The following is a 25800-nucleotide window of genomic DNA, read 5'->3' on the forward strand; positions in this document are numbered from 1 at the left end:
CCGCCAGCCTGCGGGCTATTTCTCGCCGGTTGAGCTTGCGTTTTCGCTTTGATCCAGAGCCGCTACTAACGAGGGGAGGACTTCGTGCGCCAGGTTCTCGATTTGGGTTTGCAGTATTGGAGCCAGCCGGTTTTGTAATTCGCTGCGCTCCATGGAGGCTACCGGCTCTAACTGGACGATATAGCGCATCGTTGCCACCCCGTAAATCATGGACATTAGAATTTCGATAAGCGCTTGAAAATTGGTTTCCAATTCCTCGTTCACCTCTTGTCCGGAAGCTATTTGCAAAGTATTCAAGACTTCCGCGCCCCCTTTTAACAGATTTTCACTCATATAGGCGCGAAAACGTTGGGTGGTTTCGGAATCGGTAATTAGGGCGCGCATTAGGGCTTTCATTCGATCTTTCGTCAGGCGCTCTTCGTAGAGGGTAAAAGCAAAATCAAGTAGACGATCGGCTATTCCCTCAAGTCCGGGTTCCCATAGCTGCAGGATTTGCTGCAAGGGATCTAGGGGTAAATCAAAACAATCTCGAAAGAGCCGCTGCTTAGAGCCGAAGTAATAGCTAACCATCGCCGGGTCACAACCCGCTCCCTTAGCAATCGAACGCATCGTGGTGCCGTCGTAGCCGCGGGCAATGAACTGGGATTCGGCAACCCGCTTAATCTGTTCGCGCATTTTCCCGCGCGCTCCCCGCGGCCCCCTCTCGCGTCCAGGGGAACTCTTGGCTGTTTTTTGGGCAGGAGATGAGGCTTTCGCCTTCTTAGCTCCCGGCTCTAAATCCCGAGTGCGCGAATTAGCTAACATTTCCTTTTCGTAATCATCGGTAGCTAATTCATCGTCCCCGGAACTATCTCGGCGGACTCTTTTTTGCCTGCTCGTGCGTTCTTGCTGGTCGTCGCGGTTTTCTCTGGGTTTCGCATTCATAGTTTTATTCTAATTTCAACACCTAGTGAATTTAGCGTTTTCAGCTTACCTTGAGGTGGTGATAACGACTCCGGGAGATGCTATGAGTAAGACAACTGCCCCCTTTGAACTCGCGGGCGGAGATGACCTGTCCTCAAGTAAGGACTCTCATACGCTCAAACTGGGCATCGATATCGGTTCCACCACGGTAAAAGCGGTGCTACTTGCGGGGCGGCAAGTAATCTTTTCCGACTATCGCCGCCACCACGCGGATGTGCGCGGGGAACTGGCCGGCTTGCTGCGCGATATTAACGCCGCTCACCCGGGAATCAGCGTAAAAGCCGCGGTTACCGGTTCCGGGGGGCTATCGGTTGCCGGAGCCATGAAAGTACCTTTCGTGCAAGAAGTTATTGCCGGTACCAAAGCGGTGGGCGATACTCACCCGCAAACCGATGTGATTATCGAACTGGGTGGGGAAGACGCCAAGATTACCTATCTGCATCCCACTCCGGAGCAGCGCATGAACGGTACCTGTGCGGGAGGCACCGGGGCTTTTATCGACCAGATGGCCACCTTGCTACACACCGACGCCTCCGGTCTAGACAAACTGGCCGCGCGCGCCAATCAGCTTTACCCGATTGCCTCGCGTTGCGGGGTGTTCGCGAAAACCGACCTGCAGCCCCTGCTTAACGAGGGTGCGGCGCATGAAGATCTCGCGGCCTCGATCTTTACCGCGGTCGCCACCCAAACCATTGCGGGACTGGCCTGTGGACGCCCGATTCGCGGAAACGTCATGTTCCTGGGCGGGCCGCTGCACTTCCTCCCTAATCTGCGCAAAGCTTATGAGGAGCTGCTCCCCAAAGCCGATAGTTTCTTCACCCCCGAACATGCCGAACTTTACGTGGCCTTAGGGGCAGCCTTAAGCGCTGATAAAGGGGATTCGCGAAGTCTAGAGCAGTTAATAAGCGACCTGACCACCGGGAAAATTGACACTGATTCCAAGCGGATGCGCCCGCTATTTGCGAATGAAGAAGAACTCGCGGAATTCCGTGACCGCCACGACAAGGAAGTAATCCCGCAACTACCATTATCCCAGGCGCGGGGACGCTGCTTCCTGGGGGTAGATTCCGGATCTACCACGATTAAAGCAGTCGTGATTGACCAGGATAAACGGATCGTGTTCACTCACTATGCTTCTAACGAGGGTGACCCGGTTTCCGCGGCAGTCGAGATTGTGCGGCGTATCCGCACTGAACTTCCCGAGGGCGCCTATATTGGGCGCGCCTGCTCTACCGGCTACGGGGAGGGGCTGGTGAAAACCGCCCTCAACTTAGAGCAAGGGGAAGTAGAAACTATGGCGCATTTCCGCGCCGCTGAAGACCTGCTGCCCGGGGTGTCTTCGGTGATTGATATCGGCGGGCAAGATATGAAATATCTGAAGATTCGCGCTGGAGCCGTGGATTCTATCTCGGTGAACGAGGCTTGTTCGTCTGGTTGTGGATCTTTCTTGCAGACCTTTGCGGCCACTATGGGAACCAGTGTGCAAAGCTTTGCTGCGGACGCGGTAGCTGCCAAAGCGCCGGTGGATTTGGGGACGCGCTGCACCGTGTTTATGAACTCTTCGGTCAAGCAGGCACAAAAAGAGGGCGCGAGCCCGAAAGATATTGCGGCTGGGCTGTCTTATTCGGTGGTGCGTAACGCCCTCTATAAAGTTATTAAACTCAAAACCCCGGAAGAACTGGGGGAAAAGGTAGTTGTTCAGGGGGGAACTTTCCTTAACGATGCAGTCCTGCGGGCTTTCGAGCTGCTCACTAAGCGGGAAGTGGTGCGCCCTAATATTGCCGGTTTGATGGGCGCCTATGGGGCGGCATTGATTGCGAAACAAGGTGATGACGGCCAGGGTGAATCCACTTTGGCCACCCTAGAGGATTTGGAGAAATTCCAGGTAGAGACTACCCGCAAGACCTGTAGGCTGTGTCAAAACCACTGCCAGATGACTATTTCTACTTTCTCTAATGGGGAGCGGCACGTGTCGGGGAACCGCTGTGAACGCGGTGCCTCTTTAGAAAAAGTTCCGAAGAAGTCCGCGCTGCCGAACCTGTTTGATTGGAAATATAAGCGGATTTTCGGGTATCGCCGCCTGACCGAAAAGAAAGCATTCCGCGGGGATATCGGGATTCCCCGGGTACTGAATATGTACGAAAACTATCCGCTGTGGTTCACCATGCTCACCAAGCTGGGCTTTAGGGTGATGGTGTCGGGACGCTCCAATCATGACCTGTTCGAGACGGGGATGGAGTCGATTCCCTCCGAAAATATTTGTTACCCCGCGAAACTGGTGCATGGGCATATCGAGTCCCTAATTAAGAAAGGGATAAAAACTATTTTTTATCCCTCGGTGATTTATGAACAACAGCTGGTGGAAGGGACCGATAACTGTTACAACTGCCCGGTGGTGGGTACCTATCCCGAGGTTATTCGCAACAATATGGAGTCGGTGCAAGATAGCGACGTCCGCCTGATCAGCCCCTTCTTGAACCTGGGGAATCGAGAGTTCCTTCCCAAGCGAATCGCGGAAGTATTCGCTGATTGGAACGTGACGGAAGCGGAAGCGAAAGCCGCCCTGGATGCGGCCTGGGAAGAAGATGCCGCCGTCAAGGCAGAGATTCGGGAGAAAGGCCGCGAAGCTTTAGCGTGGATTCGCGAAAACGGGGTGCGCGGGATTGTGCTGGCCGGACGTCCCTATCACCTGGATCCGGAGGTTAACCACGGGATTCCGGAGTTGATTATCGGATTAGGAATGGCGGTATTTACCGAAGATTCGGTGCTCGATGGCCGCCTGGAGCGACCCTTGCGGGTGCGTGACCAGTGGGCTTACCACTCGCGCCTCTACGAGGCCGCCGCCCGGGTGGGCGACGAACCCGATCTGGAACTGGTGCAGCTAAACTCTTTTGGTTGCGGAGTAGATGCAATCACCGCTGACCAGGTACAAGAGATTTTGGAAGGACGCGGCGACGTCCACACTGTCCTCAAGATTGACGAGGTCTCGAACCTGGGAGCCGCCCGGATTCGTCTGCGCTCCCTAGATGCGGCCACCAGGGAGCGGGAAAGCTCCACGGTGCTTACCTATCCCAGTGCCGATCGAATCGGTGACCCCGATGCGGCGCCCAGAGAGTCAGAGGAAGCGGCAGTTCCTACTCGCATAGATCCGGCAGCCGAAGCTGCGGAGGAAGAAGCCCGCCTGGCGAAAGCCGGTCACTTGCAGGTGCGCTCGCAGTTCACCGAGCAGATGCGCAAAGATGGTTGGGAGATTCTGGTTCCCCAAATGGCGCCGATCCAGTTCCGTCTGGCGCAGCCGGTGGTGCGGCGTGCCGGTTTGAATGTACGTTTGCTGGAACATACTTCCCGCGAATCAATGGAAACTGGCCTCAAGTTCGTAAACAACGATTCTTGTTATCCCGCGATTGTGGTGATCGGGCAGCTGATAGAGGAGTTTACTTCCGGGCGCGCTCACCCAGATAAAACTGCGGTCGCGATTTCGCAGACCGGAGGAATGTGCCGGGCAACTAACTATGCATCCTTGCTGCGTAAAGGGTTGCGGGATGCCGGGTATCCGCAGGTGCCGGTGATTGCGGCCTCGGTACAAGGGATCGAGGAAAATCCGGGATTCCAGCTGTCTTGGGCGGAAATCCACCGGATTTTGCAAGCTATCTGTTTAGGTGACATGCTGCAGACCATGCTTTTGCGCATTCGCCCCTACGAGCTGGTGAAAGGCTCCGCTATGGAGCTTTATCGGCGCTGGGATCAGATTATCCAGGAATGGTTTGCGGCTGGAAAATACTCGGCGACTTGGGGCGGGCGTCTCAGCTATTCCCGCTTGATTAAGGAATGTGTCAAAGAGTTTGACGCATTGGCGTTGAACGATGAACCGCGCCGTCCCCGGGTTGGTTTGGTGGGAGAAATCCTGGTGAAGTTCCACCCGGACGCAAATAATCACGCGGTGAGGGTGATTGAGGAAGAAGGCTGCGAAGCGGAGCTGCCTACCTTGATTCAGTTCTTCCATTATTCTTTGGCCAGCGGAAACTTTGAGCGGAATGAAATGGGGCATTCCCGTAAACAGAAGTTAGCGATGGATGCGGGGCTGTGGGCCTTAGAGCGCTACGAGGACGCGATTCGCCGGGCTTTTGAAAAGACTAACGGCAAGTTCGAGATGCACCGGAGAATCAAAGACATGGCGGCGCGTTCTGTCGATATTGCAGGCATGGGTAATCAGGCTGGTGAAGGCTGGTATTTGACCGCAGAAATGGTGGACATGATTGAGCATGGCTGCCCCAACATTATTTGCGCCCAGCCTTTTGGCTGCCTGCCGAACCATGTGATTGGCAAGGGTATGTTCCGGGCGTTGCGTAACCGTTATCCGCAGGCCAATGTGGTGGCGGTCGATTATGATCCGGGTGCTTCGGAAGTTAATCAGCTGAACCGGATCAAGTTGATGATTGCGACCGCTCTGCGCGGCGAGGAAGTTGCTGATGATTTTGAGGATCTGCCCGAGGGTGCGAGCGGAGGCGGCTGCGGATGCGCGTCCTCGTGTGGAAGCGGAGTGCAGTGGAATTCTGAGGTTCAAGTCAGCCCTGCCGGTAGGCGTTCCCTGCCGATTACCCCGGTGAGCGCCGCACGCTAAGACTGGTGAATTACTAGCCGAGGACACCCCGTTGTGACCCCGGTAATACCGATATTAACCCTTATGTCAGCAGCGCGCAGGGGAGTGTCCAGCTTTTTCTGCGCGCATTTTATTCCTGGGAGGTAGGGGAAGTCTCGACTTCAAAAAGTTCCAGGAGGGCGCGGAAAGTATCTTGCCCGTCTAAGCAGGTATCAAGTAGGAATCCTGGTTGCGCTTCGTATTCTTTTAAGCCGCGGTAGTAATAGTACTTTTTACAATCTTCAATAATAAAAGGCACTAGATTGTGTTTTAGGCATTCCTTAAAGGCAATCAACCGTCCTACGCGCCCATTTCCATCCTGAAAAGGGTGGAATTCCAGGCGCGCTCTGTAAATTTATTATTGAAACTTCCGCAGGCGCGTATGCCTAAGACCCGAAAATCTTTACTTCTCACGGCAAGAAAACAGCAAAAAGTAAAGATTTTAAGGGAGTAAGGTAAAGATACGAGTGAGTTTCTGGATGTTTCAAATCAGAATCAGCGCTATAGTTCCTTTCCCTGGAACAGCTGCCTATGAGAACCTATGCGAATGAACCTGATGGTCTGGTTTTTTCGTAGCTGGTGATAGACCACTACCACGTCGAACACGCCTTCCTGTAAATGTAAACCCCAATAGCCGGTGTAAGTTCCCCTTGGGTTGGTTAGCTGATGAGGATTGTAGGTAGGCGGTATCTCCCCGATTTCCTCAACAGTGTAGATTAGCTCGCGTATTTCGTCTTTGATGTGGGGCTGATGGCGAACTATCTGCTTAAAGTCAGTTTGGAACTGGCGGTCAAAAATGATTTTCATGCTAGGGAGTCCAGAAAATCTGCCGCCTGGTTTGCGTCCTCAAAAACTGCTCCATCTTCCGGATCTTTACCTTCGATAACTCTTTGCGTGTGTGCCAGGGCGTGAGCTGTCTGTGCATTGGGAGTGTAGGTGAGGGCGGGACGGATCGGTAACGCCTGCTCTCGCACCGCTTGCTTTAAGAACATATTGAGTGCGGTTGTCATATCAAGCCCAAGGTCATCGAAAAGCTTCTCGGCAGACCGCTTGGTTTTTAGGTCTGTTCGGAAGTTAATTCTGGTGGCTGTGGAAGTATTCATGCCAATCATCCTATAGTCCGATAGAAGTACCTTGTACTTATATTGTACTCCGAATGCTGCGGTTAGTTAATACCTAGGCGTACTTGAGTTCGTGATTCCCCTCAGATGGCTTAGGTGGTACAGTCATAGCATGAGTACCACGTATGCCGCTGCTGTGGGAGATCGCGGGCGTTTAGTGATCCCTTCGGCGCTACGCCACAGCCAAAAGTGGGAACAGGGCACCCAGCTATTGATGTTAGATACCCCAAACGGGGTTATCACCATGACCCAAAAGCAAGCTAAGCAGCTAATAAAGAAACAAATTGGGGCAGGCAGCCTGGTGGAGGAACTGCTGACGGAGCGTCGCAACGCCGCTCAGAAAGAATCTCTCTAATGTTTGTTTTAGATGCTTCCGCTCTCTTGGCTTTCTTGCAAGAGGAACCCGGCTGGCAGCGGGTAGAGCAGGCTCTGGGGCAAGGCGTGGTCGGCGCGGCTAACTGGTCTGAGGTTACCCAAAAACTACTCGCTCGTGGGGTTGATAATTCCCTGGCTACTAATTTGTTGTTTTCCTATGGTTTGAAAGTGGAAAGCGTAAGCGAATCTGACGCAGTCGCGGCAGCGAAACTATGGTACCCCGGGACGAACCTCTCCTTAGGTGATCGGCTCTGCCTCGCCCTCGGAAAACGTTTAAATGCCACCGTCTTGACCGCCGACAAAGCCTGGGGTGAGGGCGCAGGGATCGAGCAAATCCGCTAGCTGCCCCTCAGCTAGCTGCCCCATCTTCGGGATCTTTACCTGCGATAACTCTTTGCGCATGAGTCAGGGCGCGAGCTGTCAAAGCGTTAGGTACCGCGCGGCGCGGGGCAGAGGCCAGGGTATCCCACTGGGTAGAGGCAAGGCGGCGTTCGCTGCCGCTGATCAGGTCAAACAAATCTGGTTGCCACCAGCCGCGTTGCCCACGCCCGATACTAAGCGGCGCCACTATTCCCGCCGCAACTAAATCTTTAGCAGCGTTCTCGATAGCGGGGCGAGAAACCTTTAAGGCTTGAGCGGCAGAAGCGATAGTGAACATCGGCAGGTTGGGCAGTTGCTCCCGCAAACGGTTAGCGGCCGCATCAATGCGCAGGGCCCGGTGGTGCTCACGGAGGTACCAGGCATCCAGGCGCGCCTTCCAATCGGCTTGCAACTGTTCAACTTGGTTCTTAAGACTTTCGGAAATGGTGAGCGCAATCTGGCAAGCATCCAAGAATACTTTGATCCACCGATTCACCGCTGATATTGCCTGGTCGCTGCGGGGGGAGGCGAGGTGGCGGTAGGAGGAAAGCGCGTCCTCATAAAGGTCAGTTCTGGTAGCGAGCGCCAAAGATAGCGGCAGGGTAGCCCCCTGGGTGAGGCCGCGGCGAGTTAAAACAATATGGATCAGCGCCCGCCCGATACGGCCGTTGCCATCGGGGAAGGGATGGATGGATTCGAACTGCGCGTGCACCAGCGCCGCCTGTAGCAGCGGGCCGTGCTCCGCCCCATTTAAATACTTGACCAGGTCATTTAATAAGACATCGAGGTGTTCGGGCGAGGGCGGGATATAGCTGGCAGCTAGGGGATGGTAGGAGCTGCCCCCTAGCCAGTTTTGGCCGCTGCGGATCCCTTGCCAAGTTTCCTCGTGGATTAGCTTCTCCTGCAAATCCACAATGTCCGCAAGTGAAACCGTCTCGGCGTTAGCTAATTTGCTGGTTGCGTCCTCTAATATCTGGATATTGCGGATGACGTCCCCGGCGGTGCTGCGCGGATCGGTGCCGCTTTTTTCTTTCAGCTCGGCACGAGCCAGTTCGCGCGGAGCAACCTGTAATCCCTCGATATTGCTGGAGGCGATAGCTTCACCGCGCAGGATTAGTCGTGCCAAAGACTCCATCCCTAGTTGTGAGATTAGTGGGGAAAACGCCAGGATTTTCCGCTCCAAAAGGGCAGCGGCAGCCGAGTTTTCTTCGGTAATCACAATATTTTCCGCCAGCAGGTCAGGGACGTAGGAGCGGTAATCGCCGCTGCGCCGGCCTTCCCGAGAAAACGCAGACGAATTCGCTTCCCAATGCCGTTTTTCGTAATGCCCCATGTGTTCGCCTCCCCGGGATTTAGTCTTCCGCCACCATTGCAGCGGCGCTGCCGTCATTGCCGTTGTTTCCGATATCTCCGGTATCGGCGGTATCGGGGTAAGTCTTACTCTATTTTCGCACTTAAAACGAGGTAATTGCAAGGATAAGACTTATCCTTGCAAAAGTGAGGGGCGGGTGAAAGGATAAATGCTATCCTTACAAAACTTGGGGGCGGTTGTAAGCGTAAGCCGTAGCTTTTCACCGCGAGGGCGGATTTGGGGGTAACCGAACTAGGGGTAACCGAGGATGCCAACCGATTTCGGAACCTTCGGTAAAGCCTCTGTGAGCTCGCGCTAGACTTTAGCCATGACAAAAGATGAATGTTCCCCGCAATCTTTGTCCGAAACACCGCAGGCGCCAGGAAAAACTGTTACTGAGCGAGGCCCGAGCTCACGGATCAAAGCATTGGACGGGATGCGCGCGTTAGCAATAGTCGCAGTAGTTCTCTACCACCTGCGCCCCAGCGTGTTACCTGGTGGGTTTATCGGGGTGACCGTATTCTTCGTGCTCTCCGGGTTCTTGATTACTCGCTCCGTTGCCGGCGCCCTCGATAAGGGAACTTTTTCTTACTGGCGCTATTTGTTGCGGCGTTTTTGGCGGCTGTTTTTCCCGATAGATATCACTATTGCGCTTAGTGCGACGCTTACCTATCTATTCGCGCCCAGCCTGCTGCTGAAAGTGCAAAGTGACTGTCTACCAGCGACCTTGTTTGTCAGTAACTGGTTTTATATTTTCCGCAACGTCCCCTTTTTCGCGGCGGCAGGGCTGCCTTCCCCGCTCACCCACCTGTGGTTCCTGGGGGTGCTGGCGCAGTTCTATGTGGTCTGGCCACTGATTGTTTACCTATTGCTGAAAGTGAGGCGGGCAGCCCCAGCGATTACCGCGGTCTTGATTTTGGCATCTGCGGCGGCAATGGCGATCTTTTGGATGGCGGGAGAGGACGTAACCCACGCCTACTACGGGCTGGATACTCGTGCCGCAGAGCTACTGATGGGTGCGTTCTTGGCATTTATCATTCCCCAGGTTTCCTCGCCGAGTTCCGGGTTCGCTGCTAAAACTACGGGCAGGGGAGGAATGCCACTGCAGGTGCTGGCAGTCGGTTGCCTCGTTTCGTTACTAGTTTTCGCCTTCTGGGGCAGCGGGGAGATGCCGGCGATGTACCTCGGCGGGTTCCTGCTGGCGGCAATCCTCAGTGCGCTAATAATCAGGGTGACTGTTTTAGAGGACGCGGTCATTTCAAAACTGCTAAGTAACCCGGTTTTTAACTACCTGGGTTCGCGCTCCTTCGCCCTCTACCTGGTGCATTTCCCAATCCTGCTGATGCTGAATCCGGCTACCCGCACAGTTACGCCCTCCTGGTGGCAGCAACTTTTGCAGCTACTGCTAGTGGCAGTTGCGGCAGAAGTTTTCTATCACCTGGCAGAAGCGCCCGCCACTTTGCTAAGTGCCCTTTGGAAAAAACCGGGGGAGAAGAAAGTCGCGAAACTAAAGGCGCAGAGCTGGCTGCGCAAACTCCAGCTCACGGTGTTTGCAGTGCTTTCGGTGCTGTCGCTGGTAGTGACAGCAGTACTGGCGTTTTACCCCGCTAATTGGGAACAGATAGCTAAAAACCGGGCGGTGCAATTGCGTCCCGAACTTGCCGCTACTGCCGCTCCCTCCCCGCAGGTAGAGAAGCATACAGTTAAAGACGAGGACGAGAAAGACAAGGCGCAAGAAAAGCCGGAAGAAGAGCCCAAAGGGATAAAACCGGTGGCCAAGAAGGTTCCCAATAACTTGGACACCACCGGGTGGCAGATCGATCCCACCACCGGTACCTGCAACGCCGACGTCCTTATTATTGGGGATTCGGTAACTGACGAGGCTACCCCGGCGATTAAGAAAGTGTTGCCAAACGCGGTAGTCGACGGAAAAACTAGTCGCCAAATCCAGCGCGGCCCGGAGGTACTTGCTAGATACCAGAATCAGGGGATTCGACCCCGGGTCTTGGTGTATGCCTTAGGCAGTAATGGGGTGTTATACGGCGACCGGCTGGTGCAAAATCTGATCGACACCGCCCAAGGCCGGCCAATGTTCCTGGTAACTATCCGCGATCCTAATCCTTTGCAAGACATCAATAACGAAATATTGAACCGCCTGGCAAACAATAATCCGAATGTAGGGATTATCGACTGGTGGGCGGCCAGCGAAGGACATCGAGAATACCTGGTAGATGATGGCACCCACCCCACCAATGCGGGAGCCGCCGTGATAGCCAACCTCTACAAGCAAGCCCTGTGTGGGCAGTAGGGAGTTAGGCGCAGCTAGGAAACTACTCGAAATTCTCGAGTAGTTCGACTAGCAAGTCTTCGAGCAAGGGAATCTGGGTGTGTTGGACACCGGCTGGATTTTTATCCGAAAATATTAATTGTTGCTAACCGCTTCTAACAGCAGAAAAGCTCTTGTTTTCTATAAATAATTGAAAACGTGTCCCAAAGTACTTGCATCTGTCCCATGGTGTGCCTATGCTTGTGTGTAACGAAAGGGGACACCTTGAAGAAACGCAATGTAATCAATCTGATCAGGTATCACGAAGACAGAAATGAATCTGCATTCCGCGCTGAGGCGTCAGAAATTGCCCGTGACTTTGAGGCTGCCGGTGACGTGGAGCTAGCTGCATATATTATGGCTCTCATTTCGGATGCTAACGCGTTTGTTCCACAAGCTTTGAGGGAGGACGGGGGAGATTTTCTCCGTCGCTTTGAGTCTGCTTCAGCACCGTTGCCTCTCCCGGAGGCTATAGCCATGGATGTGACCGGTGTATGCAATGCGATCTCCCACAATGTCGGGGTGAATAAGTTTTTGTTCCAAGGCCCTCCGGGTACCGGGAAAACTCAGACATCTCGCCAAATCGCCAGAATAACCAATCGTGAGCTTTATCTGGTGGATTTTAACGCGGTTATTGACAGCAAACTTGGACAAACAGGTAAGAATATAGGTCGCCTTTTCGCGGAAATAAACGATATGCGACACCCCGATAAGGCAGTGGTTTTGTTCGATGAAATAGATGCCCTGGCGCTTGATCGGGTAAATAACCATGATGTTCGGGAAATGGGTAGAGCCACTTCGGCATTATTAAAGGAACTCGACTCTCTAAATGAACAGGTGGTATTGATAGCTACTACAAATCTTTATGAAGAGCTAGATAAAGCCCTCGTCAGAAGATTTGATTCCATCATTGATTTTGGTCGCTACGGCAGGGACGACCTGTTAGAAATTTCTGAAGTGATGTTGAGCGGATTGTTGGACAAGTTCAAAAATGTGGCTCGCAATGTACGCTTGTTCCGAAAAATCATGAATCAAATGCCGGAGATTCCTTATCCGGGAGACCTTGAGAATATGCTGCGAACCTCGCTTGCCTTCAGTAAACCTGGTGATCTATACGATTATCTGCGCCGTCTCTACTCCCAGGTCTGTCCGGGTAAATCTATCAAGGATTATGCGCAGCTGAGTCGGCAAGGTTTCACCTTGCGAGAGATTGAAGTCCTCTCCGAGGTGCCGAAGACAACTATTTCCCGGGAACTACGGGAGGTGCGTGGTGAATAACCTGCTTCAGCTTAAAGGTCAGTTCCATACCAAGGGCGCTGGGCGGCCGGGTTCGCCCCAACTACCAAAGAATGGGGAAGTTAGTGCGAAACACCTGCTAGATTTGCGTCAACAGCTGGTGGAAATAAAGGATTATTGGCGTAAAAAGCAGATTCCCTTCAATCCCTTGATTAGCGTTTACTATAAAAAAATAACGGCTAAAAGTAACCGAATTCGTCGCTTGCTCGGCGGAGGCAGCTCTAGGGCTAGTAATTCCATTGTGGGAGCCCGCTTCGAGGGTTACTTGGACAACACCCACCATGTAATTACCTATTGCGTCAGTGAAACCATAGTTGATGATTCCATTGATGTTTTGGAAAGCTGCGCAGCAATAGTTGATAAATACGGTGGCAGTATCGATTATGAAATATTGGAGCAAATAAAAAAGACTTTCAAAAAAAAGAAGTGGCCTTATGAGCCGTCTAAGAGCATCTTTTTACAGGTAATCAGGGATGCTTATTTTGCTGAGCGTTTCGGCATACGCACTCAGCAGGAGGTAGTTGACGGCTGGGTAGTTGTAAATCTTTACGATACCGGCTACAGCGATGTTCGCGATTTTCTAAATGGTTTGGGTTTAAGGGTCACGCCTGACCAAGTGCTGGGAAACGCTCTCCGGCTGAGCCCGGATCAATACAGTGTATTGATAGGGAAATATCCCTTCTTGGTATCGATGGCGATTTCCGATATCTCCAAGTTGACTCCCGAAGAGTTCGATGAGGTGGGTATCAATCCTTTGGATATACCTAAAGCGGGTAATGAACCCATCATCGGAGTAATTGATACCCCGTTTGATGAAAATGTGTATTTTTCCGATTGGGTTGAGCCAATAAATCTGATTCCCCCTGAAATTGAAATACATCCAGAGGATTGTGCCCACGGCACAAAAGTTACATCGCTTATTGTTGATGGTCCGAGCCTAGTACCGGACTTGGATGACGGTTGTGGTCGTTTCCGGGTGCGGCACTTCGGGGTTGCTACGGGGTCGCGATCGGATTCGTTTGCATTCATGAGGCGAGTGAAAAGTATCGTGGAACAGAACCGTGACATTAAAGTATGGAACATTTCCCAGGGTTCTGTGCGAGAGGTAGCGCGTAACTTCGTGTCTCCCGAGGGCGCTATTCTGGACGAATTGCAATCTCGTTTTGATGACGTTGTTTTTGTGGTGGCAGGTACCAATCAAACCCATGAAAAGCAACAGAAGATTGGGGCTCCCGCTGATTCGATTAACTCCTTGGTCGTAAATGCAACCTCATTTTCGGGTGAAACTGCCAGTTATTCCCGAAGTGGTCCTGTCTTGGAATTCTTCAAAAAACCTGACGTCTGCGCAGTTGGTGGCGATCAGGATGTCCCCATGTATACCTATGCAGGAAACGGGGGTTCTTGGGTACAGGGGACTTCTTTTGCGGCACCGTGGATAGCGCGGAAAATGGCCTATTTGATGCAGATAATGGGATTTAACCGCGAAGTTGCCAAAGCGCTGATAATTGATGCGGCTGCGAGATGGAAATATCGCGAAGATTCTAAACGGGGATATGGTCAGGTTCCCATTCGCATAGAGGACGTGGTTCAGTGTAAAGATGATGAAATTAAATTTGTCTTGACGGGGATTGCTGATTCCTATGAGACTTATAATGTCGATATTCCAGTACCAGTTGTTAATAGCAAGCACCCGTATATTGCGCGTGCCACGTTGTGCTATTTTCCCCCGTGTGACCGCCGTCAAGGCGTGGACTATACCAGTACTGAATTGGATTTACACTTTGGGCGTATTGATGACAAGGGTAGTTTGATAGCACTTAACAATAATCGCCAAGGTGAAAATGATGATTACACTACTGAGGCTACGGCGCGCAATAGCTACCGCAAGTGGGATAACGTCAAACATATCGGTGAGGTTTTTCGCAGGGGTCAGCGCGGTAGGAAGGCATACGGAACACAGATGTGGGGTTTGAAAATCCGCAAGACCAGCCGGTGGGATAATCCTGCGAGTGCCCCATTTGGAAATCTGCGGTTTGGGATAGTGGTTACTTTGCGGGAAATGGATGGTGTGAACCGTATAGATGAGTTCATTCAAAAGTGTTCGCTGCGTGGTTGGATTGTGAACAAGGTGGATATACAGAACCGCTTGGATATCTACAACGCCGCCGAGGTCGAAATAGATTTTAAAGAATAGCTTTTATCTTTACAGGAAAAATGCGCATCGGAACCCATCTTGCTATCGGAAGCAATTCTTTGGCTTTAGCGGGGGAAGGGGAGAACCGCGCGGCGCAAACAGTCGGTTCGGACTTAGAAGTTACAGTTTGCAAGATAGTGATGATTTGCGAATGGAAAACCTCAATCGAAGGATGGTTAAGAAAAACGGTATGACGAAGAATAGTAAAGCTAAAAAGAGCCTCGGGAAAAGCACTTCTCGGACAATGGTTAAGCATGATTCCGGGCAGTTCCTGGTATTCACCGCTCAGCCCGGCGCGGGTGTTGAAGTGCGCTATGAGGACGGCACGATTTGGCTGACACAAAAGCTGATGGCACAGCTGTTTGACGTGGATGTGCGGACAGTCAACGAGCATCTGAAGACCATTTTCTCTTCCGGTGAGTTAAGCCCTGAGGCAACTATCCGGAATTTCCGGATAGTTCGACAAGAAGGCTCTCGCCAGGTAACTCGCCAAATCCAACATTACAACTTAGACGCGATTATTTCCGTTGGTTACCGCGTAAATTCTATTCGCGCTACCCAGTTCCGGCAGTGGGCAACCGCTGTTCTTCGTGACTTCACTTTGCGTGGCTATATTATCGACCGCGACCGTATGGAGTCGGGCAACATACTGGGGCATGACTATTTCGAGCAACTGCTCCAAGAAGTACGCGAGATTCGTCTCTCGGAGCGCCGCTTTTACCAAAAGATAACTGATATCTATGCCACCGCTGTTGACTACAGCCCCAATGCCCCCACCACTAAAACTTTTTTCGCCGCCGTGCAAAACAAACTGCATTATGCGGTGCATGGTCATACCGCTGCGGAGTTGATTGCCCAGCGAGCTGACGCCGCAAAACCACATATGGGTTTAACGACTTGGAAAAACTCCCCAGACGGGAAAGTCCTAGCCAGCGATGTTACCGTAGCCAAGAACTACCTCACGAAAGACGAATTGGCAGATTTAGGACGAATCGTTGAAGCCTATCTAAACCTGGCGGAATCACGTGCCAAGCGGCATATTCCCACCACCATGGAAGAATGGGAAGAATTTCTGAACCGAGTACTCACTCTTGATAGTCGCGAACTTTTAGAGAGCGCCGGGAAAATCTCCAAGAAAATAGCCGACCATAAAGCCAAAGAAGAACTGGAAAAATATCGGGTGATCCAAGACAGGGAATATCAGTCAGATTTCGACAAGTTCGCTGCCAGAGTCCTGGAGGCCACCAGCCACCACGAGGAAGCTAGAGGATACACGGTAGAGGGTGTGTAAACCGGCAGGCTGCTTAGGGTAGAGCATTCTTCTCGCGGTAATATCAGGGTATCTGGGAAGTGTTTTCATCGGCGCGCAAGGGAGAGGGCTACTAGATGTCGCAACAACGCCTGCAACTTACTTGGTATAACAAGGACAAGGCTCTGATTCCTACCGAGACCGGCAAATATGGTTACACCTGGGTTGATCCCGCGGATCCGCGTTACTGCGAAACCCATACCCTGGTCTATGACGAACACGTTCAGGGCAAGCAAACTCCCAAGAGTGAGGAGTTTGAGTATTCTGAGTGTGCTGACCTGGAACCACAAGATGACAACCTGCTGATTTTGGGGGAGAGCGGGGACGTGTTGGAGGCGCTTACCCGAGTGCCAGAGCTGGCCGAAAAATATGTGGGCAAAGTGAAGCTGATCTATATTGATCCGCCGTTTAATACCGCGCAGACTTTCGCCAATTACGAGGACAACCTGGAACACTCGGTGTGGCTGACTATGATGCGTGACCGCTTGCTGCACTTGAAGAAACTCTTGAGTGAGGACGGATCCATTTGGGTACATCTGGATGACGTGGAAGTACATAGGATGCGACTGCTCATGGACGAAGTGTTCGGTGCTGGGAATTTCGTAGCTGAAATGCAATGGGAAAAAGCATATGCTCCAAGTAATAATGCATCTGGTATTCCGATGGTTACAGACACGATTCTCGTTTATCGAAAGACCAGTGCTTTTGAACGCAATAAATTAGCAAGAAATGCGGCGATGAATTCCCGATACTCCAATCCAGATGGGTCTGCGAGGGGTGCCTGGCGACCTGATAATAAGAGCGCGCGTCACACGAAAGGAAAACGACAACACCCTGGTGTCTACGGGATACAGCATCCGATTACCGGTGAGATGCTCTACCCAGCCAGCACGTCTAACTGGCGGTTTGAACAAGACACGATGCTGGACATTATGCGGGAATGGGGGAATTATCATCGGGGCTCTATCACTGAATGTGAATTGGCGGCGCGACGCGAAATAGAAGGCCCGGGAACTGAAATGAGAACAGACGTTCTGCCACTAGTAATTCCTGATTGGGGCGAAGCTGATAAAGAGCGTGCTCTGCAGCGTTATCTAGAAGGTGATTGGCCTGTGTTTTACTTTGCAGAGAAGGGATATGGGGGAATCCAACGGAAAACTTATCTTGCCGATCTTAAAGGAACTATCCCGAAGAATTTCTTGCCCTACGAAGAAGTCGGACACTCTGACTCGGCAAAAAGAGAAATTCAGATGTTATTTCAAAACGATGTTGCTTTCGCCACCCCCAAGCCGGAGCGCCTCCTAGAGCGGATTATTCATATTGGCTCAAACCCCGGTGACATTGTCCTAGATTGTTTTGCTGGCAGTGGTACTACGGCGGCGGTGGCGCAGAAGATGGGTCGCCGCTGGGTGACCTGTGAACTGGTCGAGGATACTTTTAAACGCTTTACTCGTCCGCGTTTAGAGAAGGTGGTTAACGATAGTGATCCGGGTGGTATTACGCGTACTAAGGGTGAACGCGTTGACGCGACCGATGATGGTTTACCGGAGGGACTAAGCGCTGATGATGCGCAGAGGCTGACTTCCTTACTTAACAAGGCCATTAGCGATAGCCCGGAGTTGAAGAAGTCAGCGGATATTCGGGCGGTTAAGCAGATGGTGAAGACTCGCCGCTCTAAAGACGTGGTTAATTGGCGTGGGGGTGGCGGTTTTCAGGTGGCGCACTTGTCGCCGGCTTGTTTTGATTATGATCCGCAGTTGGGGCGAGTGATGCTGACGGCAGAGGCAACCGGGCAGGTGTTGATCGAGTCGGTAGCGGCGAATCTGGGGTTTAGTTTGTTGCATCCTGATGATGATTATGTGTTTGACGGTCGGCGTGGGAACTCGCTGCTGAAAGTAATTGAGGGGGTGGCAACTGTTGAGGTTGTGGATTGGTTGGCCTCTCAAATTCAGCCGGGTGAAACGATGGTGTTGGCTGCTACCAGTGTGATGGATGGGGTGCGACAGCATCTACGAAAAAGGGTGAAGGGTTCGCGGGTGGTTGCCTTGCCGGATGATGTTTTTCCTTTTAGCGCAGGGGGTGAGCGGTAATGGCGGGTCGGCTGAATATTAGTTTTGATTCGGACATGCTGGAAGAAATTAGCGCCCAGTTTGATTTGCGGGCTCCCAATAAAGAAGCACTGCGCCAGCTGGTGTTTACTCTCGATGGGGATTATGACCCGGCGGTGATGCAGGTGCTCAACCTGGCGACCGGGGTGGGGAAGACCTATTTGATGGCGGCATTCGTGGAGTATTTACGCCGTCAAGGGGTAGGTAACGTGATGATTGTTACCCCTGGTAAGACGGTGCAGGCGAAGACGGTACAAAACTTTACTGAGGGATCCTCACGCTATATTAAAGGCGCAAATGTGCGACCGGACGTAGTTACTCCCGAAAATTACCAACCGTGGACGATTCGCCAGAACGCTCAGGCTCAGTTGTCTTTTGGGCGGGAAGTGCCCATGCTGGCGTTTATTTTCAATATCCAGCAATTGATTGCCCCTAAGTCCGAGGATGGGGATACTCATGGCGGTACCCAAGAGGCTATGCGGCGTAAGCCCCGCAGGTTTGATGAGAACGCGGGGGTGCTTTTTGATTACCTCAAAAATCTTGATGACCTGGTAGTGATTGCCGATGAGTCGCATCTTTACGGTACGAGCGCGGTAGCGTTTAACGCGGCTCTCAAAGAGTTGGATCCGGCAGCGGCTATTGGTTTGACTGCCTCGGTGGATAAGAAAACAGATAACGTTATTTTCGAGTATCCGCTCTACCGTGCAATTCAGGATAAGTATGTGAAGGCTCCGGTGTTGGCGTTCCGCAAGACTGGTTATGGCGCGGGTGAGGCATCGGAGGATCAGCAGTTGCGTGATGCCTTGCAGCTTCGCGAGATTAAACAGACCTGTTACGATGCTTACGCGAAAAAGCAAGAGCGCGGTCATGTTAATGCGGTTGCGTTCGTGGTGTGCTCGGATGTGGAGCACGCTACCCAAGTAGCGGATTTGTTGCGCACCCCGGAATATCTGGGTAAGGCTGAAGCGGTGCTGCAGGTGGATTCTAAGCATGAGGACGAGAAAACTCAGCGTCTGCTTGATGAGCTGGATCGGCCTTATTCTCCGGTGTTGGCGGTGGTTAGTGTTAACAAGCTCAAAGAAGGATGGGACGTCAAGAACATTGCCGTGGTGGTGACATTGCGGGCGATGGCTTCGGAGGTTTTGACCCAGCAGACTATGGGGCGCGGGCTGCGTTTGCCGTTCGGGAAGTATACGGGGGTGGGGCAGATTGACCAGTTGGATATCATCGCCCACCAGTCATTTAGCGAGCTACTGGCCGCCGAGAATGTCCTGCAGCAATTTGGCTTGGAAGAAGCAGTAGCCAGCCAAGATAACACTAAGGTGCGCGAGGCTATCGAAACAGCCGGTAACGAAAACTCTGCCGTTCCCGCTGCCGCTGACGGTGATAGCGTCAGCCAGCCTACTGGGTTAGCTACCGGTGAAAATTTTCCGTTTGAGGATTATGCGGGAGTTTTTTCCGCTCAGGAAGGTTCGGTGCTGGTTGGTGAGCCGGGGGAGCCGGGACTGCCTGGGCTGGGAGTGCGTGCTATTAGTGAATCTGGGGTAGATGCCGCCCCGGAGCGGGAGCCAGTTACGATTGAGCGTAACCCTGAATTTGCTGAGGTCAGCTACCAGTTCCCAGTGACTACGGTTACCGTTAGCCAGCCACCTATTGACTTGTCAGAGATAAGCCCTGACCAGATCGAGCAGGCGGCGCGGAGGGTTACCTCTACTGGTGACGTGTTGTTGCGTAAAGAAATTGTTGCCGCGTTAGGGAAGAAGCTCCGGGCTGAAGACCGTGAAAGCGCCGAAGTGGATTCAATCCATGTTGATTATTCCGAGGCGCAAAAGGCCCTGGTCAAATTGGTAATGGACATGCCACTTGTCCCCAAGACAAAACAAGACGTTGTCTACGTATCTAAGCTGCTGGTTCCAACGTTTATGAAATTTGCGGCATTGCCGGGCTGGACGGTTAAATCGCTGGCATCTGCGCGCGATGAGTTATCTAAGCTGGTTCGCGATTACATTGCCGAGACGCTGCGCGCTACCCGCGAAGTATCCACTATTCACCTGAAAACCCTGCCCGGCTCAGGCTACACCCTACCATTGGGAGAAAAAGTTCATGACCAGATTGATAGCCGCGAACAGTTCGTGCGGGGACGGGTTTATGGGGGCTGGTTCAAGTCTCTGTTCGCCGAAGAATCCTTCGACTCCTACACCGGCGAGTACGTACTGGCCAAACTGCTAAATACTTCGCCGGGAATCGAGTGGTGGCACCGTTTGCACCCGCAAGATGGGGCTTTCGTGTATTACAACTCTAAAGATCGTTATTTCCCAGACTTTGTTGCCCGCGACAGTGATGGTGTCTACTGGATTATCGAAGGGAAATCAGAGCGCGGACGTGACGATGATCAGGTGCAAGCCAAACGTAAAGCCGCAGAATCATTAGTTCGGCGTTTGATTGCCGAGGACGCCTATGCTGATCAAAACTGGGGATACTTAATCGCCTACGAAAATGACACCGCCCGCGCAGATTCCTGGGAAGACCTCAAAGCCTTCAGCCAACCAGTCACCAATGTCGTCTAACCACGGCATCACCGCCGTCTAGGCTGGTAATGGCAGAAAATAATTTGAGAATAATAGCGCGGGGGATTGGTTTTATCCGAGCAGGCGCGGTGGGCATAAGAATTCGGAAAATGCCTGCGGTCTTTTTCCGAATTCTTGGGCGGGAGGAAAAACCAAGCTCCCGCGCGTAACCGGACAGCTCGAATAGAACTATTGCCCGCGGGATCGGGTGAAGATGGCAACTATCCGGAAAATCCGGATAGTTCGCGGCAGGATATTGGGGTGCCACAGTTATCTGGATTTTCCGGATAATTGGTAAGTGCGGCTCCCGGCGTCACTGTAACTGCCTGTTTGGGCAGGGAAAAGTGGCAAAATCAGCTAAGATGCCCCAAAGAATATAGAGTTTACAGCGTGAATATCCCGGTGCAATATCGTTCCTTACTCTCTCCTCCAGAACCACGCGAAGAGCGCTATCAATACGGACGCTCGCTGCGCGAAACCGTTCCCTTCAGTTCCCTAGCGGCCTGGGTGCCGGCGCCAGACCGCGACCCCATCGCCCTAATCCAAGCCTCCCACCAGGGCAGAGTCGAGAATCTGATCCCCATCCGGGTAGGGCGCATGGCGTCCTCGCCCTACGGTTTCTTGCGGGGAGCCGCGGTAGTGCAAGCTGCCGATTCGGCTGCCTTGCCCGCCACCGGGATTCAACCGGTAGTTTGCGGGGATTCCCACCTGGGGAACTTCGGTTTTTACCGTTCCCCCGAAGGGGAACTGGTGATGGATCTCAACGACTTCGATGAGGCACATACCGGCAGTTGGGAATGGGATCTGCGTCGCCTAACCGCCTCGATTCACGTGGCGGGGCGGGAAAACAGTCTCTCCGAATCCAAATGCACCGATGCGGTAATCGCCTGCGTAAACGCCTACCGGGATGAAATTGCTCTGCTGGCGGGGCGTCCCCTCTTTGAACGTGCTTTCAACCGGATTGACCTGGAAAAACTTACCTCCAGAGAACTAACTCCCAAGTTGGTGAAAGAGATCGAGCGCGCCGCCGCCAAAGCTATGAAACGTACCTCGGATCGAGCGCTCCCCAAGTTCGCCCAAGAATCCGAAGGAAGCCTGAAGATTACCCCCGAACCTCCGCTGACCACCCAGATACCCCCAGCTGATTGGGATAACCTGGCACGCGCCCTCGACGAATATCTGCACACTATTCCCGCGCAATGGGCGCGAGTATTAGGCGGATACACCCTGGTAGATATTGCGCAGCGGGTAGTAGGGGTAGGTTCCGTAGGGCTGCGCGCCTATATCGCGCTGCTACAAGGCTCCACGCCCACGGACGTAATCTTCCTGCAACTCAAACAGGCCCGCCGCTCGGTACTGGCACAATATGTGCACGGATCGAAGGAATGGCACGCCCACCAAGGGCAGCGAGTGGCTGAATATCAAAAAGCGCTACAAACCGTATCGGATCCGCTGCTGGGGTGGGCGAGCGTCGGGGAGCGACAATACTATGTGCGCCAGTTCCGCAATATGAAAGGAACTGTGCCCCTAGACCGGCTGGGTGCCAAATCATTGTGTGACTATGCGGGAATCGTGGGGTTGCTGCTCGCGAAAGGCCACGCTCGTACCCACGGCGCCTCCAAAATCGCCGGCTACCTAGGAAAATCGGATAAACCGGGACAAGCTTTCGCCACCTTCGCCCGTGCCTACGCCGACCAGACCGAGGCCGACCACGCCGAGTTTTTGCGAGCTATCAAAGACGGCCGGATGCCCCAGCCCGAGGGCGAAATGTCCAGCGCCTTCCGCGCCGGTTAGGATCTGCCATAGAGCGCGGGGGCTGGCTCGGTAAAAGCACTCCGGGAACCCCGTGACCTGCTCTGTAAAAAATCAGAAAGAGGGCTTTACGCTATCCACTAAAAGGGTAACGTAACCGATTCCTTAAGTAATGGTTAGTAGCGTGTCCCTCTCGTATCTTTTACCGGCCGCGCCCCCTGGTCGCACTGAGCTACCTTCTCAGCGCGGGGGATTAGTTTTATCCGAGTCGGCTAGGCGGGCGCAAAATTTGGAAAACGTCGCTACGTTTTCCAAATTTTTGGGCAGGAGGAAAAACTAATCCCCCGCGCGCAGCTTGCGCGAGCGTAACCCGCCCCTGCGAGTGTCCTAGTTCACCAGCGCCAAAATAGGATTGCCAACAGCGATAATGTTAGGCTAGAAAAGCCGTTACAAGCCGGCCACGGATGCGTCATGCCCGGGTGAAACTGCCCCGGAGCTCCGTGCAACAAGTAGCAGAAAAGGAGAACCCAGTGGCACTGAGTAAAGAAGAAAAAGCCAAAATTATGGAAGAATACGCGACCCATCCCGGTGATACGGGTTCGCCTGAGGTGCAAATCGCGCTTCTATCCAAGCGGATTAAAGATTTAACTGAACACTTCAAAACTCATGCGCACGACCACCACTCCCGCCGCGGCTTGATGCTGCTGGTAGGGCAGCGTCGTCGCCTACTCGGTTACCTAAAAGATATCGATATTGAACGTTACCGTTCTCTGATCGCTCGTTTAGGTTTGCGTAAATAGTTTGCTAATCGGCCCGGTTAACGCCGGGCCGAATTGCTATCACCCCGGTTTCGGTCTTCGGTGGTGGCCTCCGGATCAGGCGCAGCAGTTTCTAGTCGCCTTTCTCCGTGGGTCTCGATCGTTGACCGCCCATCACAAGGTGATAGCTCTCAGGAGGGCACCCGCCCTAGAAGATGGAATACAAGGAGTAAATAAAAGAAAATGATGGACGATCCAGAAGTGATTGCCTCCGAGGCAATCATCGATAACGGTCGTTTCGGGCAGCGCACCGTGCGCTTCGAAACTGGCCTACTCGCCCAGCAGGCTGCCGGCAGTGCGCTGGCATACCTGGATGATGAAACTACAGTTCTATCTGCCACTACGGTAGGTAAGAACCCGCGCGACCAGTTTGATTTCTTCCCACTCACCGTTGACGTGGAAGAACGCCAATACGCGGCGGGACGCATCCCCGGAAACTTCTTCCGGCGCGAGGGACGCCCCGGCACGGAAGCGATTCTGGCTGCGCGCCAAATTGACCGCCCGTTGCGCCCCTCATTCGTAAAAGGGCTGCGTAACGAGGTACAGGTGGTTGCTACGGTACTGACCGTACACCCCGATGATGCCTACGATGTGCTAGCCATCAACGCCGCCAGCATGTCCACCCAAATCTCTGGTCTGCCCTTCTCCGGGCCGATCGGTGGCACCCGACTGTCCCTAATCGATGGACAGTGGGTAGCTTTCCCGCGTTACAGCGAAATCGAGCGTTCCACTTTCAACATGGTGGTTGCCGGACGGGTTATTCAAACCGCTGATGGCGGCGAAGACGTGGCCATTATGATGGTAGAGGCCGGCGGCGGCGAAGGCACCTGGGAATTGATTCAACAGGGACAGACCGCTCCGACTGAAGATGTAGTAGCTGCCGGTCTGGAAGCCGCTAAACCTTTCATTAAGGAACTTTGCCGCGCGCAAGCGCAGGTAGCGGCCAAGTGCCAGAAAGAAACCCTAGAGTTCCCGCTGTTTAAAGACTTCGAGGACGAACACTGGGATGCGGTTTCCGAAAACTGCCGCGAACAGCTCGACCAGGCGGTACAGATCGCCGAGAAACTCGATCGGCAAAACCGGGTTGATGAAATCAAAGACCAAATGCTTTCCGACCTGGAAGAGCGTTTCCCCGAGGGCGAGAAAGAGCTCAAAGCCGCTTTCCGCGCCCTCGAAAAAGAGCTAATCCGTACCCGCACCCTAAACGAGGGCGTGCGGATGGATGGACGCCAGCCCAACCAGATTCGCTCGCTCTATGCGCGCGCTGGAGTGCTGCCCCGCCTGCACGGATCCGCGATTTTCCGTCGCGGCGAAACCCAGGTGCTGGGGGTAACCACCCTGAATATGCTGCGGATGGAACAGCAGCTCGATAACCTCAGCCCGGTGACCCGCAAGCGCTATATGCATCAATACAACTTCCCGCCCTATTGCACCGGTGAAACCGGTCGCGTGGGCAGCCCCAAGCGCCGCGAAATCGGGCACGGCCACCTCGCGGAAATGGCGTTAGAGCCGGTACTTCCCTCCAAGGAAGAATTCCCTTACGCAATCCGCCAGGTATCCGAAGTTATGGGTTCGAACGGATCCTCATCTATGGGTTCGGCTTGCGCCTCCACGATTTCGCTACTAAATGCGGGCGTGCCGCTAAAAGCCCCGGTTGCCGGGATTGCCATGGGGCTAATGAGTGAGCCGAACGAGGACGGGACCACCAAGTACATGACCCTGACCGATATTTTGGGAGCCGAGGACGGCTTTGGGGATATGGACTTCAAGGTCACCGGTACTCGGGACTTTATTACCGCCCTACAGCTGGACACCAAGCTGGACGGTATTCCCTCTGACGTGCTGAAAGGTGCGCTAGCTCAGGCTAAGGAAGCCCGCCTGGAAATCTTGAACCTGATTGAACAGGCCATTCCAGAACCGGACGAAATGAGCCCCTATGCTCCGCGCATCATCACCGTACAGGTACCGGTAGACAAGATTGGCGAGGTCATCGGTCCGAAGGGCAAGATGATTAACCAGATTCAAGAAGATACTGGCGCGGAAGTAACTATCGAAGATGACGGCACCGTCTATATTTCTTCCTCCGATGCTGAATCGGCAGAGGCAGCTCGGGCCGCCGTGAATGCAATCGCTAACCCGCAAATGCCTGAGGTAGGGGAGCGTTTCGTAGGAACCGTGGTTAAGACCACCTCCTTCGGGGCTTTCATATCCCTGACCCCCGGCAAGGACGGGCTGCTGCATATTTCCCAGATCCGTCGCCTGGTAGGCGGCAAACGCATCAACCAGGTAGAGGACGTACTGGGCGTTGGCGACCAAGTTCAGGTAGAGATCGAAGAAATCGATGACCGGGGCAAGCTATCGCTGGTAGCGGTACTCAGTGAAGAGCAAGAGGCCGCGTTAGCTGAAAACGAAGCTAAGCAGGAATCTCGTCGCTCCGAAGACGAAGATCGCCCGCGTCGCTCTCGTAACCGCAGCCGCCGGCATCGCAACAATCGCCGTGATGATCGGCGTGAGGATCGCCGCGACGAGCAATCAGATGGTGACGACGAATAGTCGATAACTAAGTTGGCGAGGGCGAGATTATCTCGCCCTCGCCTCCTTTAATTTCAGAAAAGGAATCC

The 25800-nt window shown here is 53.3% G+C and carries 18 protein-coding genes; 13 read left to right on the top strand and 5 right to left on the bottom strand.

Annotated features, from left to right (window positions below; genetic code table 11):
* Window positions 1-15: 15 nt before the first annotated feature.
* On the bottom strand, window positions 16-924 hold the full coding sequence (locus L0M99_RS00190) for a TetR/AcrR family transcriptional regulator (RefSeq protein WP_238127356.1): 909 nt from the start codon (window positions 922-924) through the stop codon (window positions 16-18).
* 82 nt (window positions 925-1006) lie between these two features.
* Here L0M99_RS00190 and L0M99_RS00195 point away from each other — a divergent pair, with 82 nt between their 5' ends.
* A complete protein-coding gene (locus L0M99_RS00195) occupies window positions 1007-5584 on the top strand; it encodes an acyl-CoA dehydratase activase-related protein (protein ID WP_238127357.1) in 4578 nt (1525 codons plus the stop codon).
* Window positions 5585-5693: 109 nt separating this feature from the next.
* Here the strand turns inward: L0M99_RS00195 and L0M99_RS00200 are convergent, their stop codons facing one another.
* The 3 genes from L0M99_RS00200 to L0M99_RS00215 form a co-directional block, all read right to left on the bottom strand.
* Entirely contained in the window at window positions 5694-5861 is a 168-nt protein-coding gene (locus L0M99_RS00200; protein WP_238127358.1) for a hypothetical protein, read from the bottom strand.
* 242 nt (window positions 5862-6103) lie between these two features.
* A complete protein-coding gene (locus L0M99_RS00210; RefSeq protein WP_238127359.1) occupies window positions 6104-6409 on the bottom strand; it encodes a type II toxin-antitoxin system YafQ family toxin in 306 nt (101 codons plus the stop codon).
* Window positions 6406-6705: a type II toxin-antitoxin system RelB/DinJ family antitoxin gene (locus L0M99_RS00215; protein WP_024058504.1), complete on the bottom strand. Its 300-nt coding sequence runs from the start codon at window positions 6703-6705 to the stop codon at window positions 6406-6408. The genes L0M99_RS00210 and L0M99_RS00215 overlap by 4 nt, the downstream gene beginning before the upstream one ends.
* Window positions 6706-6835: 130 nt before the next feature.
* Between L0M99_RS00215 and L0M99_RS00220 the strand changes: the two genes are divergently transcribed.
* Both L0M99_RS00220 and L0M99_RS00225 read left to right on the top strand, forming a co-directional pair.
* On the top strand, window positions 6836-7078 hold the full coding sequence (locus tag L0M99_RS00220; RefSeq protein WP_238127360.1) for an AbrB/MazE/SpoVT family DNA-binding domain-containing protein: 243 nt from the start codon (window positions 6836-6838) through the stop codon (window positions 7076-7078).
* Window positions 7078-7440, top strand: a complete 363-nt coding sequence (locus L0M99_RS00225; protein ID WP_238127361.1) for a type II toxin-antitoxin system VapC family toxin — start codon at window positions 7078-7080, stop codon at window positions 7438-7440. Before L0M99_RS00220 ends, L0M99_RS00225 begins: the two co-directional genes overlap by 1 nt.
* Before the next feature lie 7 nt (window positions 7441-7447).
* Here the strand turns inward: L0M99_RS00225 and L0M99_RS00230 are convergent, their stop codons facing one another.
* Window positions 7448-8848: a Fic family protein gene (locus tag L0M99_RS00230; protein ID WP_238127362.1), complete on the bottom strand. Its 1401-nt coding sequence runs from the start codon at window positions 8846-8848 to the stop codon at window positions 7448-7450.
* Window positions 8849-9137: 289 nt separating this feature from the next.
* Here L0M99_RS00230 and L0M99_RS00235 point away from each other — a divergent pair, with 289 nt between their 5' ends.
* The 10 genes from L0M99_RS00235 to L0M99_RS00280 all read left to right on the top strand — a co-directional run bounded on the left by L0M99_RS00235 (window position 9138) and on the right by L0M99_RS00280 (window position 25732).
* The gene (locus tag L0M99_RS00235; RefSeq protein ID WP_238127363.1) at window positions 9138-11117 is read left to right on the top strand and encodes an acyltransferase family protein; all 1980 of its coding nucleotides are present in this window, start codon (window positions 9138-9140) and stop codon (window positions 11115-11117) included.
* Between the two features lie 243 nt (window positions 11118-11360).
* Window positions 11361-12413, top strand: a complete 1053-nt coding sequence (locus L0M99_RS00240) for an ATP-binding protein (protein ID WP_238127364.1) — start codon at window positions 11361-11363, stop codon at window positions 12411-12413.
* A gap of 103 nt (window positions 12414-12516) precedes the next feature.
* Window positions 12517-14625 carry a S8 family peptidase gene (locus L0M99_RS00245; RefSeq protein WP_238127365.1) on the top strand — a complete coding sequence of 703 codons (2109 nt, stop codon included), beginning with the start codon at window positions 12517-12519 and terminating at the stop codon, window positions 14623-14625.
* Window positions 14626-14645: 20 nt separating this feature from the next.
* Window positions 14646-14819 carry a hypothetical protein gene (locus L0M99_RS00250; protein ID WP_238127366.1) on the top strand — a complete coding sequence of 58 codons (174 nt, stop codon included), beginning with the start codon at window positions 14646-14648 and terminating at the stop codon, window positions 14817-14819.
* Window positions 14816-15916, top strand: a complete 1101-nt coding sequence (locus L0M99_RS00255; protein WP_238127367.1) for a virulence RhuM family protein — start codon at window positions 14816-14818, stop codon at window positions 15914-15916. Before L0M99_RS00250 ends, L0M99_RS00255 begins: the two co-directional genes overlap by 4 nt.
* A 95-nt stretch (window positions 15917-16011) precedes the next feature.
* On the top strand, window positions 16012-18024 hold the full coding sequence (locus tag L0M99_RS00260; RefSeq protein ID WP_238127368.1) for a site-specific DNA-methyltransferase: 2013 nt from the start codon (window positions 16012-16014) through the stop codon (window positions 18022-18024).
* Window positions 18024-20609 carry a DEAD/DEAH box helicase gene (locus tag L0M99_RS00265; protein WP_238127369.1) on the top strand — a complete coding sequence of 862 codons (2586 nt, stop codon included), beginning with the start codon at window positions 18024-18026 and terminating at the stop codon, window positions 20607-20609. Before L0M99_RS00260 ends, L0M99_RS00265 begins: the two co-directional genes overlap by 1 nt.
* Window positions 20610-20999: 390 nt before the next feature.
* Complete coding sequence (locus L0M99_RS00270; RefSeq protein WP_238127370.1) at window positions 21000-22403, top strand: DUF2252 domain-containing protein; 1404 nt, start codon at window positions 21000-21002, stop codon at window positions 22401-22403.
* 488 nt (window positions 22404-22891) lie between these two features.
* Window positions 22892-23161 (top strand): 30S ribosomal protein S15, encoded by a 270-nt coding sequence (rpsO, locus tag L0M99_RS00275; RefSeq protein ID WP_024058511.1) that lies wholly within the window; start codon window positions 22892-22894, stop codon window positions 23159-23161.
* A gap of 204 nt (window positions 23162-23365) precedes the next feature.
* Window positions 23366-25732 (top strand): polyribonucleotide nucleotidyltransferase, encoded by a 2367-nt coding sequence (locus L0M99_RS00280; protein ID WP_425304296.1) that lies wholly within the window; start codon window positions 23366-23368, stop codon window positions 25730-25732.
* The last annotated feature ends 68 nt before the right edge of the window (window positions 25733-25800 follow it).

This window comes from Varibaculum cambriense (assembly GCF_022133705.1).
Lineage (GTDB): Bacteria > Actinomycetota > Actinomycetes > Actinomycetales > Actinomycetaceae > Varibaculum > Varibaculum cambriense_A.

What these genes read in the sequence shown, in the direction of transcription:
- L0M99_RS00190 (WP_238127356.1), bottom strand. Translation starts at nt 924, where the DNA reads ATGAATGCGAAACCCAGAGAAAACCGCGACGACCAGCAAGAACGCACG.
- L0M99_RS00195 (WP_238127357.1), top strand. Translation starts at nt 1,007, where the DNA reads ATGAGTAAGACAACTGCCCCCTTTGAACTCGCGGGCGGAGATGACCTG.
- L0M99_RS00210 (WP_238127359.1), bottom strand. Translation starts at nt 6,409, where the DNA reads ATGAAAATCATTTTTGACCGCCAGTTCCAAACTGACTTTAAGCAGATA.
- L0M99_RS00215 (WP_024058504.1), bottom strand. Translation starts at nt 6,705, where the DNA reads ATGAATACTTCCACAGCCACCAGAATTAACTTCCGAACAGACCTAAAA.
- L0M99_RS00220 (WP_238127360.1), top strand. Translation starts at nt 6,836, where the DNA reads ATGAGTACCACGTATGCCGCTGCTGTGGGAGATCGCGGGCGTTTAGTG.
- L0M99_RS00225 (WP_238127361.1), top strand. Translation starts at nt 7,078, where the DNA reads ATGTTTGTTTTAGATGCTTCCGCTCTCTTGGCTTTCTTGCAAGAGGAA.
- L0M99_RS00230 (WP_238127362.1), bottom strand. Translation starts at nt 8,848, where the DNA reads ATGACGGCAGCGCCGCTGCAATGGTGGCGGAAGACTAAATCCCGGGGA.
- L0M99_RS00235 (WP_238127363.1), top strand. Translation starts at nt 9,138, where the DNA reads ATGACAAAAGATGAATGTTCCCCGCAATCTTTGTCCGAAACACCGCAG.
- L0M99_RS00250 (WP_238127366.1), top strand. Translation starts at nt 14,646, where the DNA reads ATGCGCATCGGAACCCATCTTGCTATCGGAAGCAATTCTTTGGCTTTA.
- L0M99_RS00255 (WP_238127367.1), top strand. Translation starts at nt 14,816, where the DNA reads ATGACGAAGAATAGTAAAGCTAAAAAGAGCCTCGGGAAAAGCACTTCT.
- L0M99_RS00260 (WP_238127368.1), top strand. Translation starts at nt 16,012, where the DNA reads ATGTCGCAACAACGCCTGCAACTTACTTGGTATAACAAGGACAAGGCT.
- L0M99_RS00265 (WP_238127369.1), top strand. Translation starts at nt 18,024, where the DNA reads ATGGCGGGTCGGCTGAATATTAGTTTTGATTCGGACATGCTGGAAGAA.
- L0M99_RS00280 (WP_425304296.1), top strand. Translation starts at nt 23,366, where the DNA reads ATGGACGATCCAGAAGTGATTGCCTCCGAGGCAATCATCGATAACGGT.